The following is a 15,376-nucleotide window of genomic DNA, read 5'->3' as shown; positions in this document are numbered from 1 at the left end:
TGCCGGGGGGGGAGCGGGGGCCGGGGCCGCCCGGCGCCGTCGGCGACCTGAACGCCGACGGTGCCGGGTCAGACCTCGGAGTCCGGTACCACGCTGAGGTGGCCGGACGGGCGGCGGACGCGACGGGCCCGGCGGGGCGCCGGGGCGGGCCGGCGTGCCTCGCGCAGGACCAGGGTCAGCCGGGAGTAGCCGAGGTCGCGCAGGGTCGCCGGGGTCTCCTCGACCACGCGGCAGTCGGTGGCACCCCAGCGGGGGTCGGGGTGCAGCAGCGGACGGACGGCGCCGTCCGAGCGGGTGGCCGAGGCGCCGACCGCGCGGATCCAGTGCGGCAGGCCGTGCCGGTAGGCGGCCTCCATGATCGGGTCCTGGGCGATGTCCCGGCGGATGGCCTGAAGTCCGTGGTCGGGGCCGGTGCTCTCCACGGCGGCCGCGAACTGCGCCAGCATCGGCAGGCACCACCGGGACTCGTGCTCGCCGAGGACCGCTCCGGCGTCCGGGTGGAAGAGCACGAAGCGCAGGAAGTTGTCGCCCGGCATGGCCGACGGGTGCTGCCCTATGCCCCGGAAGAGCGCGGTGTAGGCGTTGTTGGCCAGGATCACGTCCCAGCGGTGGTCGACGACGAAGGAGGGAAAGGAGACGGCCTCCAGCAGCACGGCGTAGTCCTGAAGATAGGCCTGCGCCTCGGGTCGGACGGGAACGGGCTGCGGCGCCGGCCGCTGCCCTCCTGCCTGAAATGCCATCGGGAGGTCACCCCTCTTGCCTCTGCGGCCTTCACGCGGCGCCTTGATCCTGCTGCTCAGCGGCATGCCATGTCAACTATCGTGGCATTTCATGCCGGTTGACGGCTGAAATTGGCCACAGTTGTGGCGAGACCTGGATGCGAGTTCGAACGAGGGGCTACTCTCCGGGAAGTTCACGGCGACCCCGCCCCGTGAGAAGCCTGTGAGAGACGTAGGAGATCTGTCGGTGACGGACGGCATCGAGGATCCGGGCACCACGGCGTCGGTCGTGCTGACGGCGGCGGTCACGCGTGTCACCGCGCTCGCCGGGCGGCTCGGCGTGCCCCAGGCGGAGGTTTTCGACACCGGCCGCCTCTCCGTGGCCTGCGGAGTGCCGGAGCCGGTGGTCAAGGCCCTGCTGAGCGGCCGGAGCGCGGGCGAGCCGGATGTGCAGGCGCGCTTCCTGCAACGGCTCGGCCTGCTGCGCCGCACCCGGCTGAAACCGAACGGCCGGCGCTACACGCAGCAGGAGATCGCGGACGGCGCGGGCATGTCGCGCCAGCAGGCGGGCGCCCTCATCAACGGCGACCGGCGCCCCACCATGGAGCACTGCGACGCCCTCCAGCGGTTCTTCCGCGTGCACGCCGGGTTCCTCACCGCCGAGGACCCGGAGGCGCTCGCGAGCGCGCTCCAGCGCACCGAGCAGGATCTGCTCCAGCGGCTCGCCGACCGCGAACGGGAGGCCGCCGCTGCCGCCGGTGACCCGCTGGAACGCCTGCTCCAGAACCACGGCGTCCGCTCCATCGCCTGGCGGGCCGCCCAACTCCCCACCGACCAGCACCGCGACAAGGTCGCCGAATGGCTGGACATGCTCCTGGAGAGCGTCAAGCGCCCCGAGGAATGAGGGCCACCGCCGGGCGCCACCGGCCGCCACCGGCCCCGGGCCGCTCGCGGGGCGTGCGCCGGCCGGTCACCCGCTGGGCCGAGCGGGCGAAGCGGGACACCGCGCGGGGGCGTTGTCAGTGGGGGGCGGCAAGCTGGAGGGGTGCCACCGCCACGCGGGGGGCACGGCGCGCCGTCCGGGCGACCGGACGCGTGCGCGACCGTGTGCTGCCGAAACCGGGGAGAGCGAGCCATGCCCACCGCCGTACCGACCGACCACGAGCGCACCGCAGTTCAGGCGTATCTGCGGCTGCTGCACACCGTGCGCGCCGCCTTCGACGCCCCGGCGGCCGTCCGACGGCCCGTCCCCGTCCCGCCGTCCGTGCTCGCCGAGGCGGAGGCGGCCCTGGCGGGCGCCGGACTCGCGGGCAACGAGGAGGAGTTCTTCCGGCTGCTGCGCGACTGGTCCGCGCCCGGGGGCTGACGGCCGCGCCGCGGCCCCGCGCGGACGGGGGCGGCCGTGACGGTCAGGGGGGCCAGGGGGTCAGGGGTGGTGCACCGTCACCGCGGTGACCAGCAGCCCCGCCCCTGCGGCCCAGCGGCCGTCGAAGTGCGTGAGGTGACGGCCGTCCAGCACGGGCCCCGGGACGAGGAGCCGCGCCCGGAAGCCGCCGGTGTGCGGGGTGCCGGGGTCGGTGCCGATCTCGACGTCGGCCTCCGTGAAGTCCAGCCACTGACCGGTCAGCGGGTACCACGCCTTGTAGACGGACTCCTTCGCGCTGAACAGCAGCCGCTGCCAGTGCACGTCGGGCCGCCGCTCGGCCAGTTCGTCCAGCCGGCGGCGCTCGTCGGGCAGCGTGACGGCGGGCAGGACCTCCTCCGGGAGCGGTTCGTCGGGTTCCGCGTCGATGCCGACGGAGGCCACGTCGGCGGCCCGGCCCAGCGCGGCGGCGCAGTAGCCGTCGCAGTGGGTCATGCTGCCGACCAGCCCCGAGGGCCAGCGCGGGGCGCCCCCGGCGCCGGGCAGGACCGGCCGCGGCGGCACGCCGAGCTTCTCCATGGCGCGGCGCGCGCAGTCCCGCACACCGGCGAACTCCCGGCGGCGCTTGGCGACCGCCCGTACCATCACGGCCTGTTCCTCGGGGTACAGCGCGGCGTGGCCCGGCCCGTCCGTGCCGTACGCCTCCACCGCCACCACCGGGTCCGGCAGCAGTTCACCGAGCACCGGTTCCGTCCTCCATCGGCAGTACGCGGCGCAGCCGGCCCGGCGGTTCGGGGCGCTTGCGCCACTCGCGGGGGTATCCCACCGACACCTCCTCGAAGCGGACGCCCTCGTGCCAGGTGGTCCGCGGTATGTGAAGGTGACCGTAGACCATGGCGGCCACCCGGAACCTGCGGTGCCAGTCCGCGGTGAGCCGCGTGCCGCACCACATGGCGAACTCGGGGTACCAGAGCACGTCCATGGGGTGCCGGTCGAGCGGGTAGTGGTTGACGAGCACGGTGGGCAGGTCCTCGGGCAGTTCCGCGAGCCTGCGTTCGGTCTCGCTCACCCGGGCCCGGCACCACGCCTCCCGGCTCGGGTAGGGGTCCGGGTGCAGCAGGTACTCGTCGTTGCAGACGATGCCGGTGCCGTGCGCGTAGGCCAGACCCTCCTCCTTAGTGGCGCAGCCCTCGGGCAGGAACGAGTAGTCGTAGAGCAGGAACAGCGGGGCCACGGCGACCGGGCCGCCGGGTCCGGACCAGACGGGGTAGGGGTCCTCGGGGGTCGTCACGCCCAGGTCCCGGCAGAGTTCGACCAGGTACTCGTAGCGGGCGACGCCGCGCAGGGTGACGGTGTCCCGGGGATGGGTCCACAGTTCGTGGTTGCCGGGGGTCCAGACGACCTTGCGGAACCGGCTCGCCAGCGTCTTCAGGGCCCAGCGGATGTCCGCGACGGTCTCGGCGACATCGCCCGCGACGATCAGCCAGTCGTCGTCCGAGCCGGGTACCGTCCGCTCGACCAGGGCCCGGTTCTCGCTGTAGCCGATGTGCAGGTCGCTGATGGCCAGCAGTCGCCCGCTGCCACCGACCGTCCCCGTCACCGCTCACCCCTCTGTCACCCGCCCGTGGGAACCACAACAACACACCCGGCCACCTGCGGACAAGGTCCGGCCCGGCAACCGGCCACCGCCGTGGCCGGATCCGGCGTACGCGCCGACCGGCCGGCGGCCGCGGTGCCCGCCGCCACGGGCCGCGCTCCCCCCTTTCGCGCCCTTCGCAGGCCCCTTCTCCCCCGCTTCTCCCCCGCCGGGGAATTTTTTCCGCGGCTTTTTTCACCGCGGGGTGTATCAGGGCCCGTACCAGCGACTCTCAAGGGTGGGGGACGCGGGGAGCACGGGGGAACCGCGGGGGAACCGCGGGGGAATCACGGGGGATACGGGGGAAACAGGGGAAAAGGGGACGGGGGAACGGGGAGTCGGGGCGGTCGGTCGCCGTACGGGGGAGCGACCGACCGCCCCGGCGCGTGCGCCGCCCGCCACGGGACCCGCCGCCCCCGCTACCCGAGGTAGGAGAGGCCGGGATGGACCCGCATGTACTCCTCGACCAGCCTGCGGGCCACGGTCACGGAGTCCACCAGCGGGTGCAGGGCGAACGCCTTCACCGCGACCGCCCGGGAGCCCGACGCCGCCGCGGCCAGCACCTCGCGCTCGACCGCCTTGACCGAGCGGACGAGACCGGCCGCGTGCCCCGGCAGCGGGCCGGTGGAGACCGGGTGCGCGCCGTTGGCGTCGACCAGGCAGGGCACCTCGACGACGGCGTCGGAGTCCAGTTCCGGCAGGGTGCCGCGGTTGCGGACGTTGAGGATGAGGGTGGTGCGTTCGTCGCGGGCGACGGCCCGCATCAGGGCGAGCGCCACCTTCTCGTAGCCGCCGGAGAGGTCGTCCTCCTCGCGTTCGCCCGCCCCGGCCGCCTCGCGGTTCTCCGCCATGTACGTGGCCTCGCGCTCGGCGCGGGTGCGGTTCCAGGTGTCCAGCGCCGGGGCCTGCGGGTCGCCCAGCTCCTCGTAGAAGCGGGCCTGCTGGTCGCGCAGGAAGGCGCCGCGGGTCTGCCCGGCCCGCTGGTAGGCGTCGACGGCCTCGCGGTTGAAGTAGTAGTAGTGCAGGTACTCGTTGGGGATCGCGCCCAGCGTGCGCAGCCACTCGGCGCCGAAGAGGCGGCCCTCCTCGAAGGAGCCCAGCAGCGCGGGATCGGCGAGCAGGCGCGGCAGTTCGTCCCGGCCGCCGACCCGCAGCCCGCGCACCCAGCCGAGGTGGTTGAGGCCGACGTAGTCGATCCACGCCTCGCGCGGGTCGGCGCCGAGCACCCGGGCGATACGGCGGCCCAGGCCGACCGGTGAGTCGCAGATGCCGATGACGCGGTCGCCGAGGTGGCGGGACATGGCCTCGGTCACCAGCCCCGCCGGGTTGGTGAAGTTGATGACCCAGGCACCGGGTGCGAGCCGGGCCACCCGCCGGGCGATGTCGACGGCGACGGGGACGGTGCGCAGGCCGTAGGCGATGCCGCCCGCTCCGACGGTCTCCTGGCCCAGGACGTCCTGGGCGAGCGCCACCCGCTCGTCCGCCGCCCTGCCCTCCAGACCGCCCACCCGGATCGCCGAGAACACGAAGTCGGCGCCGCGCAGGGCCTCGTCCAGGTCGGTGACGGCCCGCACCGCCGGGGCGTTCGGCACCCCGGCGGCCTGCTCGGCCAGCACCCGGGTGATCGCCGAGAGCCGGCCCGCGTCGAGATCGTGCAGGACGACCTCCGTGACGCGGCCCGCGCCGCGGTCCGCGAGCAGCGCCCCGTACACGAGCGGCACCCGGAACCCGCCGCCGCCCAGAATCGTCAGCCTCACCCTCGCACCTCTCCGCCACGGCCCCGCGCCGGCCACCGGATCCGCGATCCGGCCGGCGCCCGCACATCCGGAACGAAACCCTACTCGGCGCCGCGCTCCGGGCCCGTGAGCCGCCCGCCGCCACGGGAAGCCGCCCGCCGTCCCCGCACGCGGCCGACCGGGTGATCGGGAATCGACCGCCCCGGCAGGCGATACGTGATTCCATTCGAATCCCCACCCCCTAGTCCACGGCAGGGAACTGATGAGACGTCACCTCTTCGCCCTGGCCGCCCTGTCGGCGGCCGTCACGCTCGGTGCGGCGACCTCCTCGGCGGCGGCCGGGCCGGTCTGGCAGGAGACCGGCACCGCGCACGTCGACTCGCTGAGCGGCAGCCAGGGCCTCGCCAGCCGCGCGGACGGTTCACTGGTGTACCGGGGGCTCGCCTCGGTCCCGCTGGACCTGCGCGTCAAGGGCTGGAACCACGTCGGCGACCCGGATGTGGCCCAGGGCCATGTCTTCGACGCCTACCAGGGCGCGGACTCGGCGACCTCCAAGATGTTCGCGGTCACCACCCCGGGCGGCCGGCGCTATGAGTACGTCCATCCGCTGGACGCGGGCGAGAAGGTGAACAACTCCTTCGCCGCCGTCTCCCCCGACGCCCAGTGGCTGGTGTCCGGGGAGTGGGGCGACCAGAACCGGCTCCAGGTCTTCCCCGCCCCGCTGCTCAACCCGTCCACCCCGCGCACCGGCGGTACGCTGCCGCAGGCCCCGCAGATCACCCTCGACAAGCCGGTCCGCGACATCCAGGGCTGCGACTTCGTCAATGACACCCGGCTGCTGTGCGCCTCGGACGACGGCTCCAAGGAGCTGTTCCCCGAGGATAGGCCGCTGCTCCAGGTGGACCTGGACCACAAGCTGGACGGCGGCGCCGTGACCGGGCACGTCACCAGCCTGTTCGCGCTGCCCCAGCGCAGCGTGTGCAGCGGGGGGTTCGAGGCGGAGGGCGTGGACTACGAGACGTCCACCGGCACCCTGCGCGCCGAGGTCGTCCCGCCTAGCGTCTGCAAGGTCGCCACGACCGTGTACAGCTTCCGCCTGGGATAGCGGCGGACAGGAGCGGTCACCGGACGGCGGCGGGCCCGGCCCGCCGCCGTCCGCGTTCCGCGGCCGGGTCCCCCGCACCGCCCTCTCCCCCGCGGCGCGCCCTTCCCCCTTCGCCCTCTTCACCCCCGCCGCCCCCTCCACCCTTCACCCCTTCACCCCTTCACCCCCTGAACTCCCCCGCTCCCACCGGACTTTCCCTGCTTCAACTCTTGACGGCCGGGGCGGTGGGGAGCACATTGGCGGGCGCACCTCCTGAGAGCGCTCTCAGAACGTTCCCCCCGCTCCCCACCCACTCGCTCCCCACCCCACCCGGGAGGCCCCCGTGAGTGAACCCTCAGGCATACCCGCCCATCCGCCCGTCGCGCGCAGCGCACCCCGCCGGCGGCGCTCCGCGCGCCGCGCGCTCGTCGCCGTGCTCGGCACCCTCGGCCTCGCGGCGGCCCTGGCCACCGCCGCGACGCTTCCGGCCGACGCCTCGGCCCCCGCCCCGCCCGCGGGCTGGACCCAGGTCTTCCTGGACGACTTCGACGGGGCCGCGGGCTCCGGTGTCGACACCTCGGCCTGGCAGTACGACACGGGCACCTCGTACCCGGGCGGCGCGGCCGGCTGGGGCACCGGCGAGGTGGAGACGATGACCTCGTCCACCGCCAACGTCGCCCTGGACGGCAAGGGCGATCTGCTGATCACCCCGCGCCGGGACGCCTCCGGGCACTGGACCTCGGGCCGGATCGAGACCACCCGCACGGACTTCGAGCCGCCGGCCGGCGGCAGACTGCGCGTCCAGGCCCGCATCCAGCTGCCGGACGTCACCGGCGCCGCCGCCAAGGGCTACTGGCCCGCCTTCTGGGCGCTCGGCTCGCCCTTCCGCGGCAACTACTGGAACTGGCCCGGCGTCGGCGAGCTGGACATCATGGAGAACGTCCAGGGCCTCAACACCGACTGGGCGACGATGCACTGCGGCACCAGTCCGGGCGGCCCCTGCAACGAGACCACGGGCATCGGCGGTTCGACCCCCTGCCCCGGCGCCACCTGCCAGGCCGGCTTCCACACGTACGCCATGGAGTGGGACCGCTCCGCCGGTTCCGAGCAGATCCGCTTCTCGGTGGACGGCACCGTCTTCCACACCGTGCGGGCGGACCAGGTCGACGCGACCACCTGGGCGAACGCCACCCGGCACGGCTACTTCGTGATCCTGGACGTGGCCATGGGCGGCGGCTTCCCGGGCGCCTTCGGCGGCGGCCCGGACGGCGGCACCGAGCCCGGCCACCCCATGACGGTGGACTATGTGCAGGTGCTGACCTCGGGCGGCGGTGGCGGCGGCACCACGCCCCCGCCCACCGGCCACCGCGACGCCTACAGCCCCGTACAGGCCGAGTCGTACGACAGCCAGAGCGGCGTGAGCACGGAGGCGGCCACCGACAGCGGCGGCGGCCAGGACATCGGGTCGCTCGCGAACGGGGACTGGGCGCTCTACCAGGGCGTCGACTTCGGCTCCGCGGGCGCGCGGCAGTTCTACGCCCGGGTCGCGAGCGGCGCGGCGAACGGGGTGAGCGGGCTGGTCGAAGTGCGCCTGGACAGCCGGGGCAACGCGCCGGTGGGGAGCTTCGCGGTGGGCAGCACCGGCGGCTGGCAGTCCTGGCGCACGGTACCGGCGAACATCGGCGCGGTGACCGGCACCCACGACGTCTATCTCACCTTCACCAGCGGCCAGCCGGCCGACTTCGTGAACGTCAACTGGTTCGACTTCGGCCACTGAGCGCCGTGCCGGACCGGCACGCGCGGCCGGACCGGCACGCGCAGGGGCCCCGCGACCGTGCGGGGCCCCTGTCCGTTCAGCGCAGTTCCGCCCGGAAGGCCACCGGGGTCTGCCCGGTGTGCAGATGGAAGAACTTCGAGAAGTTGGCCGCGTCCGGGAAGCCCACCGCCACGCCGACGCGTCCGATGGGGAGTTCGGTGTGTGCGAGCAGGCGTTTGGCCTCCAGGACGACGCGTCGGTCGATGAACCCCTTGGGTGTCCGGCCGGTGGCGGCGCGGACCGCGCGCACCAGGGTGCGGCGTGAGTAACCGAGGGCGTCGGCGTAGGCGCTGACGCTGTGGTTGGTGGTGAAGCCCTGTTCGACCGCGTCGCGGAACAGGGTGAAGGTGGTGTCGGCCTGTTGCCGGTCGGCCTCCGCCGAACTGGCCGCGAGATGGGCGAGGCGGAGCAGGAACGCGGTCAGCGAGTGCCGCAGCACCGCCGTGTGCAGGCTCAGCGGCAGGGTATCCGTGTCCTCGTACTCGCGGCGGAGTTGGGCGAGCGCGGCCTCCAGCGCGACGCGCCGGGCCGTGTCGGGGTGCAGCAGCGGCGGCAGGTCGTAGCGGTACAGGCCGGTGGCCTCGACGGTGGCGCGGGGCAGGAAGCCGGGCTGCATGGTCAGCACCGTTCCGCGGTACTCGTGCGCGCGGGAGAAGCGGTGGACCTGTCCGGGGCGGATCCACAGCACGTCGCCGGCGGCCGCCTCGTACTCGGTGAAGTCGACCATGTGCCGGACGGGGCCCGCGGCGAAGAGCATGACCACATGGAAGTCGATGCGGTGGACGCGATGGAGAGGAGCCTCGGCGTGCCAGGTCCGGCCGGTGCCCAAGGGGCCTATCTGGAGTCCGACGCCGCCGAGGCTCAGGTCGACCGGGAAGGGGAAGGTCCTGATCGCGTGGCCGCCGCCGCTCCCCTCACCGTCCTCGTCGCCGCCGTCGCCGCCCTGGGTGATTTCGTCCGCCATGTCCTTCTCGTACCGGCTCGGCCGCCCACCGACGGGCCGCGTGATCCAACTGTGTCCCACTTTCACCACAGGCTGACACACGGAGACCTTCCGGCAAAAAAGTCTGACTTTTAAGTTCGAACACGTCCGGCAGCAATCCAGCTTCTTCCGAGGACTTCTTGAAGATGAGCGAGCAGACGACCGTCCCCTTCGAGTGGACCGACCTCGACCGGCGCGCCGTGGACACCGCGCGCCTGCTGGCGGCCGACGCCGTGCAGAAGGTCGGCAACGGCCACCCCGGCACCGCGATGGCCCTGGCCCCGGCCGCGTACACGATCTTCCAGAAGCTGATGCGGCACGACCCGGCCGATCCCGAGTGGACCGGCCGCGACCGCTTCGTCCTCTCCCCCGGCCACACCTCGCTGACCCTCTACACCCAGCTGTACCTGGCCGGCTACGAGCTGGAGCTGGACGATCTGAAGGCGTTCCGCACCTACGGCTCCAAGACCCCGGGCCACCCCGAGTACGGCCACACCGCCGGGGTGGAGACCACCACGGGCCCGCTCGGGCAGGGCGCCGCGATGGCGGTCGGCATGGCGATGGCCGCCCGCTACGAGCGCGGCCTGTTCGACCCGGACGCCCCCGAGGGCAGCTCGCCCTTCGACCACACCATCTGGGCGATCGTCTCCGACGGCGACCTGGAGGAGGGTGTCTCCGCCGAGGCGTCCTCGCTGGCCGGCCACCAGAGGCTCGGCAACCTGGTCTTCCTCTACGACGACAACCACATCTCCATCGAGGGCGACACCGCCACCGCCTTCTCCGAGGACGTGCTGGCGCGCTACGAGGCGTACGGCTGGCACACCCAGCGCGTCGAGCCCGCCGCGAACGGCGACGTCGACGTGCACGCCCTACACGCGGCGCTCTCGGCGGCCCGCGCCGAGACCTCCCGCCCCTCGATCGTCGCGATGCGCACGGTCATCGCCTGGCCCGCCCCGCACGCGCAGAACACCGAGGCCGCGCACGGCTCGGCGCTGGGCGAGGAGGAGATCGCCGCGACCAAGCGCGTCCTCGGCTTCGACCCGGAGCGGACCTTCCAGGTGGACGCGGACGTCCTCGCGCACACCCGGCGGGCCCTGGACCGGGGCGCCGAGGCGCACGCCGCCTGGGAGAAGCAGCTCACCGAGTGGCGCGGCGTGCGGCCGGAGCGGGCCGTGCTGCTCGACCGGATCGTGGCCGGGAAGCTGCCCGAGGGCTGGCAGGACGCGCTGCCGGTCTTCGAGGAGGGGAGGTCCGTCGCCACCCGGGCGGCCTCCGGCAAGGTGCTCCAGGCCCTCGGCGAGGTGCTGCCCGAGCTGTGGGGCGGCTCCGCCGACCTGGCCGGCTCCAACAACACCACCATCGACAAGACGTCGTCCTTCCTCCCCGCGGGCAACCCGCTCCCGGAGGCGGACCCCTACGGCCGCACCATCCACTTCGGCATCCGCGAGTTCTCCATGGCCGCGGAGCTGAACGGCATCGCCCTGCACGGCAACACGCGCGTGTACGGCGGCACCTTCCTGGTCTTCTCCGACTACATGCGCAACGCCGTGCGCCTGTCCGCCCTGATGCAGCTCCCGGTGACGTACGTGTGGACCCACGACTCCATCGGCCTCGGCGAGGACGGCCCCACCCACCAGCCCGTCGAACACCTCGCCTCGCTGCGCGCCATCCCCGGACTGAACATCGTCCGCCCGGCCGACGCCAACGAGACCGCCATCGCCTGGGCCGAGATCCTGAAGCGGCACGCCACCCACCCGGCGCCGCACGGCCTCGCGCTCACCCGCCAGGGCGTGCCGACGTACGCGCCGGACCCGGACACCGCCAAGGGCGGCTACATCCGCGTGGAGGCGTCGACGGGCACCCCGGACGTGATCCTCATCGGCACCGGCTCCGAGCTCCAGCTCGCCGTGGCCGCCCGGGAGGCGCTGGAGGCCGAGGGGATCGCCACCCGGGTGGTGTCGATGCCGTCCGTGGAGTGGTTCGAGGAGCAGCCCCTCGCCTACCGCGAGCGCGTCCTGCCGCCGTCGGTGCGGGCCCGGGTCGCCGTCGAGGCGGGCATCAATCTGACGTGGTACCGCTTCACAGGTGACGCAGGACGGATCGTCTCCCTCGATCACTTCGGTGCCTCCGCCGCTGCCGGGACCCTGTTCGCCGAGTACGGCTTCACCCCCGAGAACGTCGCCGCCGCGGCCCGCGCCTCGCTGGCCGCCGCGCGCGCATGATCCGAACGCAACAAGGAAGATGATCACTGTGACCGAACAAACCGCGGCCTCGGAAGCGCTGGGGCGCCTGTCCGACCAGGGCGTGTCGATCTGGCTGGACGATCTGTCGCGCCGCCGGATCACCTCGGGCAACCTGGCCGAGCTGGTGGCCGGGCGGCATGTCGTGGGCGTCACCACGAACCCGTCGATCTTCCAGGCCGCCATCGGTTCCGGCGCGGGCTACGAGGAGCAGCTCGCCGACCTGGCGGTGCGCGGCGTCACGGTCGACGAGGCCGTACGCATGATGACCACCGCCGACGTACGGGACGCGGCCGACGTGCTGCGCGGGGTGTACGACACGACCGGCGGGCGGGACGGGCGGGTCTCCATCGAGGTGGACCCGCGCCTCGCCCACGACACGACGGCGACCGTCGCCGAGGCCCGGCAGCTGGCCTGGCTGGTGGACCGGCCCAACGTCATGATCAAGATCCCCGCCACCCGTGCGGGCCTGCCGGCCATCACGGAGGTCGTCGGAGCGGGTATCAGTGTCAATGTGACGCTGATCTTCTCCCTGGAGCGCTACCGCGAGGTGATGGACGCCTACCTCGCCGGTCTGGAGAAGGCGCACGCCGCCGGGCACGACCTGGCGTCGATCCACTCCGTGGCCTCCTTCTTCGTCTCCCGCGTCGACTCCGAGATCGACAAGCGGCTGACGGCGCTGGGCACCGGCGAGGCCCTGGCGCTCAAGGGCCGGGCGGCCCTGGCGAACGCCCGGCTGGCCTACGCGGAGTACGAGCAGGTGTTCGGTTCAGCGGACGGTACGACCCGGCCGGGCGAGCGGTTCGCCGCGCTGGTGGGCGCGGGCGCGCACGCCCAGCGTCCCCTGTGGGCGTCGACCGGGGTGAAGGATCCGGCGTACAAGGACACCCTGTACGTGGACGAGCTGGTCGCGCCCGGCACGGTGAACACCATGCCGGAGGGCACGCTGAACGCCACCGCCGACCACGGCGGGATCACCGGTGACACGGTGACCGGCGGCTACGAGCGGGCCCGCGCGGACCTGGCGGCCGTCGGGCGGCTGGGCATCTCCTACGACGAGGTCGTCCAGCAGTTGGAGGACGAGGGCGTCGCCAAGTTCGAGACGGCCTGGCAGGACCTGCTGGACGCGGTCACGAAGTCCTTGAACAGCAAGGGAGTTGACGCGGAATGAGCAAGAAGCCCGCCGAGCCGGCGGCTGAGGAGGCCGGGTCGGCGAGTCCGTCGCCCGTCGCCGTACGGCCCGAGGACCAGGAACCGGATCCCAAGGCCATGCAGCAGGCGCAGGCGTCCGGGGCCACGGGCTCCGCCGCGGCGCGCGAGGCGGCGGACGTGCGCGTCCCGGTCGTCCCGGCCGCCGACTGGGTGAATCCGCTGCGCGACCCCCGGGACCGCCGGCTGCCCAGGATCGCGGGCCCCTCCGGGCTCGTCATCTTCGGTGTCACCGGCGACCTGTCCCGCAAGAAGCTCATGCCGGCCGTCTACGACCTGGCCAACCGCGGTCTGCTGCCGCCGGGCTTCTCGCTGGTCGGCTTCGCCCGCCGGGACTGGGAGGACCAGGACTTCGCGCAGGTCGTGCACGACGCCGTCAAGGAGCACGCGCGCACCCCGTTCCGCGAGGAGGTGTGGCAGCAGCTCGCCGAGGGCATGCGCTTCGTCCCCGGTGACTTCGACGACGACACCGCGTTCAAGCAGCTGCGCGACGCGGTGCAGGAGCTGGACTCCTCCCGGGGCACCGGCGGCAACTTCGCCTTCTACCTCTCGGTGCCGCCGAAGTTCTTCCCCAAGGTCGTGCAGCAGTTGAAGAAGCACGGCCTGGCGGAGGGCCCCGAGGGCTCCTGGCGGCGCGCGGTCATCGAGAAGCCGTTCGGCCACGACCTGGCCAGCGCCCGCGAGCTGAACCGGATCGTGCACGAGGTGTTCGACCCGGACCAGGTGTTCCGCATCGACCACTACCTGGGCAAGGAGACCGTCCAGAACATCCTGGCGCTGCGCTTCGCCAACCAGATGTACGAGCCGATCTGGAACCGCTCCTATGTCGACCATGTGCAGATCACCATGGCCGAGGACATCGGCATCGGCGGCCGGGCCGGCTACTACGACGGCATCGGCGCCGCCCGCGACGTCATCCAGAACCACCTGCTCCAGCTGATGGCGCTCACCGCGATGGAGGAGCCGATCGCCTTCGACGCGGAGGCGCTGCTCACCGAGAAGCTGAAGGTGCTCAAGTCGGTGCGGCTGCCCGAGGAGCTGGGCCGGCACACCGTGCGCGCCCAGTACGCCGAGGGCTGGCAGGGCGGCGAGAAGGTCATCGGGTACCTCGAAGAGGACGGCATCGACCCGAAGTCCAAGACCGACACCTACGCGGCGGTCAAGCTGGAGATCGACAACCGCCGCTGGGCGGGCGTCCCCTTCTATCTGCGCACCGGCAAGCGGCTGGGCCGCCGGGTCACCGAGATCGCGGTGGTCTTCCAGCGGGCCCCGCACTCCCCCTTCGACACCACGGCGACCGAGGAGCTGGGCGAGAACGCCATCGTGATCCGCGTGCAGCCGGACGAGGGCATGACGGTCCGGTTCGGTTCCAAGGTGCCGGGCACCTCGATGGAGATCCGGGACGTGACGATGGACTTCGCCTACGGCGAGTCCTTCACCGAGTCCAGCCCGGAGGCGTACGAACGCCTCATCCTGGACGTGCTGCTCGGTGACGCGAACCTGTTCCCCCGTCACCAGGAAGTGGAAGAGTCCTGGAAGATCCTCGACCCGATCGAGGGCTACTGGGACGAGCACGGCAGGCCCGCCCAGTACCCCTCGGGCACCTGGGGACCGCGGGAAGCCGACGAGATGCTCGCACGAGACGGACGGAGCTGGCGCAGGCCATGAAGATCGACCTGACCGACACCACGGCAAGCAAGATCAACAAGGCGCTGGTGGAAGGCCGCCGCGCCATCGGCACGCCCGCCGTGGGCATGGTCCTGACGATGGTGATCGTCGCCGACGAGGAGAACGCCTACGACTCGATCAAGGCGGCCGAGGACGCCTCGCGCGAGCACCCCTCGCGCACCCTGGTCGTGATCAAGCGGCACGCGCGCACCCTGCGCGACCGCACCCACTCCCGGCTGGACGCGGAGATCCGGGTCGGCTCGGAGGCCGGCACCGGCGAGACGGTGGTGCTGCGCACCTACGGAGACGTCTCCGACCACGCCGACTCGGTGGTGCTGCCGCTGCTGCTGCCGGACGCGCCGGTCGTCGTGTGGTGGCCGGTGGAGGCGCCCGGCAACCTCGCGGCGGACCCGCTGGGCGCGCTGGCCCAGCGCCGCATCACCGATCTGTACGCCTTCGAGAACCCGCTGGAGGTCCTTCAGACCCGGGCGCGCCACTACGCGCCCGGCGACACCGACCTGGCCTGGACCCGGCTCACCCTGTGGCGCTCGATGCTCGCCGCGGCGCTGGACCAGGCCCGGGTCCGGGTGACCTCGGCGGCCGTGGAGGCGGAGGCCGACAACCCGAGCGCGGAGCTGCTGGCCCGCTGGCTGGAGGCCCGGCTGGGCGTCCCGGTCGACCGGGTGGGCAGCGAGGGACCGTTCGTGACGGCCGTCCGCCTGGGCACCGCCGACGGCGAGATCGTCATCGACCGGCCCGAGGGCCCGCTGGCCACGCTGAGCCTGCCCGGCCAGCCGTCCCGCACCCTCGCCCTCAAGGTCCGTCCCACCTCCGAACTCATCGCCGAGGAGCTGCGCCGCCTCGACGCCGACGAGATGTACGCCGTGGCCCTGCGGGGCGACGGGATCAAGGAGACCGTCTGA

13 protein-coding genes are annotated in these 15,376 nt (G+C 73.0%); 8 read left to right on the top strand and 5 right to left on the bottom strand.

Annotated elements, in window-relative coordinates; genetic code table 11:
- Nucleotides 1–68 precede the first annotated feature (68 nt).
- The gene (locus A8713_RS26960) at nucleotides 69–740 is read right to left on the bottom strand and encodes an MmyB family transcriptional regulator (protein ID WP_064536229.1); all 672 of its coding nucleotides are present in this window, start codon (nucleotides 738–740) and stop codon (nucleotides 69–71) included.
- 226 nt (nucleotides 741–966) lie between these two features.
- Here A8713_RS26960 and A8713_RS26955 point away from each other — a divergent pair, with 226 nt between their 5' ends.
- Together A8713_RS26955 and A8713_RS26950 are read left to right on the top strand one after the other, a co-directional pair.
- A complete protein-coding gene (locus A8713_RS26955; protein WP_064536227.1) occupies nucleotides 967–1,623 on the top strand; it encodes a helix-turn-helix domain-containing protein in 657 nt (218 codons plus the stop codon).
- Between the two features lie 231 nt (nucleotides 1,624–1,854).
- Nucleotides 1,855–2,085, top strand: a complete 231-nt coding sequence (locus tag A8713_RS26950) for a hypothetical protein (RefSeq protein ID WP_064536225.1) — start codon at nucleotides 1,855–1,857, stop codon at nucleotides 2,083–2,085.
- Nucleotides 2,086–2,145: 60 nt separating this feature from the next.
- Here A8713_RS26950 and A8713_RS26945 read toward each other — a convergent pair whose 3' ends face one another.
- The 3 genes from A8713_RS26945 to A8713_RS26935 form a co-directional block, all read right to left on the bottom strand.
- Complete coding sequence (locus tag A8713_RS26945) at nucleotides 2,146–2,826, bottom strand: 4'-phosphopantetheinyl transferase family protein (RefSeq protein ID WP_064536223.1); 681 nt, start codon at nucleotides 2,824–2,826, stop codon at nucleotides 2,146–2,148.
- Entirely contained in the window at nucleotides 2,816–3,682 is an 867-nt protein-coding gene (locus A8713_RS26940) for a metallophosphoesterase family protein (protein WP_064536222.1), read from the bottom strand. Before A8713_RS26940 ends, A8713_RS26945 begins: the two co-directional genes overlap by 11 nt.
- Nucleotides 3,683–4,137: 455 nt before the next feature.
- A complete protein-coding gene (locus A8713_RS26935; RefSeq protein ID WP_064536220.1) occupies nucleotides 4,138–5,475 on the bottom strand; it encodes a 6-phospho-beta-glucosidase in 1,338 nt (445 codons plus the stop codon).
- A 241-nt stretch (nucleotides 5,476–5,716) separates the two neighbouring features.
- On the opposite strand from A8713_RS26935, the gene A8713_RS26930 reads away from it, so the two are divergent.
- A complete protein-coding gene (locus A8713_RS26930) occupies nucleotides 5,717–6,559 on the top strand; it encodes a hypothetical protein (RefSeq protein ID WP_064536218.1) in 843 nt (280 codons plus the stop codon).
- A 322-nt stretch (nucleotides 6,560–6,881) separates the two neighbouring features.
- A complete protein-coding gene (locus A8713_RS26925; protein ID WP_064536216.1) occupies nucleotides 6,882–8,315 on the top strand; it encodes a glycoside hydrolase family 16 protein in 1,434 nt (477 codons plus the stop codon).
- Between the two features lie 76 nt (nucleotides 8,316–8,391).
- Here the strand turns inward: A8713_RS26925 and A8713_RS26920 are convergent, their stop codons facing one another.
- Entirely contained in the window at nucleotides 8,392–9,318 is a 927-nt protein-coding gene (locus A8713_RS26920; RefSeq protein ID WP_173860911.1) for a helix-turn-helix domain-containing protein, read from the bottom strand.
- Between the two features lie 164 nt (nucleotides 9,319–9,482).
- Between A8713_RS26920 and tkt the strand changes: the two genes are divergently transcribed.
- The 4 genes from tkt (at nucleotide 9,483) to opcA (ending at nucleotide 15,376) form a co-directional block, all read left to right on the top strand.
- The gene (tkt, locus tag A8713_RS26915; protein ID WP_064536214.1) at nucleotides 9,483–11,558 is read left to right on the top strand and encodes a transketolase; all 2,076 of its coding nucleotides are present in this window, start codon (nucleotides 9,483–9,485) and stop codon (nucleotides 11,556–11,558) included.
- Between the two features lie 19 nt (nucleotides 11,559–11,577).
- Nucleotides 11,578–12,747, top strand: a complete 1,170-nt coding sequence (gene tal, locus A8713_RS26910) for a transaldolase (protein WP_064536212.1) — start codon at nucleotides 11,578–11,580, stop codon at nucleotides 12,745–12,747.
- A 98-nt stretch (nucleotides 12,748–12,845) separates the two neighbouring features.
- Nucleotides 12,846–14,453 (top strand): glucose-6-phosphate dehydrogenase, encoded by a 1,608-nt coding sequence (zwf, locus tag A8713_RS26905; protein WP_064537736.1) that lies wholly within the window; start codon nucleotides 12,846–12,848, stop codon nucleotides 14,451–14,453.
- On the top strand, nucleotides 14,450–15,376 hold the full coding sequence (gene opcA, locus A8713_RS26900) for a glucose-6-phosphate dehydrogenase assembly protein OpcA (protein WP_064536210.1): 927 nt from the start codon (nucleotides 14,450–14,452) through the stop codon (nucleotides 15,374–15,376). The genes zwf and opcA overlap by 4 nt, the downstream gene beginning before the upstream one ends.

Source organism: Streptomyces sp. SAT1, from assembly GCF_001654495.1.
GTDB classification, from domain to species: Bacteria; Actinomycetota; Actinomycetes; order Streptomycetales; family Streptomycetaceae; genus Streptomyces; species Streptomyces andamanensis.
Note: the sequence above shows the minus strand (reverse complement) of the source record. Positions and strands in the feature narration are given on the sequence as shown.

Bases quoted from the DNA above. Each gene is read 5' to 3' on its own strand.
- opcA (WP_064536210.1), top strand. From the start codon at position 14,450: ATGAAGATCGACCTGACCGACACCACGGCAAGCAAGATCAACAAGGCG.
- A8713_RS26950 (WP_064536225.1), top strand. From the start codon at position 1,855: ATGCCCACCGCCGTACCGACCGACCACGAGCGCACCGCAGTTCAGGCG.
- A8713_RS26920 (WP_173860911.1), bottom strand. From the start codon at position 9,318: ATGGCGGACGAAATCACCCAGGGCGGCGACGGCGGCGACGAGGACGGT.
- zwf (WP_064537736.1), top strand. From the start codon at position 12,846: ATGCAGCAGGCGCAGGCGTCCGGGGCCACGGGCTCCGCCGCGGCGCGC.
- tal (WP_064536212.1), top strand. From the start codon at position 11,578: ATGATCACTGTGACCGAACAAACCGCGGCCTCGGAAGCGCTGGGGCGC.
- tkt (WP_064536214.1), top strand. From the start codon at position 9,483: ATGAGCGAGCAGACGACCGTCCCCTTCGAGTGGACCGACCTCGACCGG.
- A8713_RS26930 (WP_064536218.1), top strand. From the start codon at position 5,717: ATGAGACGTCACCTCTTCGCCCTGGCCGCCCTGTCGGCGGCCGTCACG.
- A8713_RS26960 (WP_064536229.1), bottom strand. From the start codon at position 740: ATGGCATTTCAGGCAGGAGGGCAGCGGCCGGCGCCGCAGCCCGTTCCC.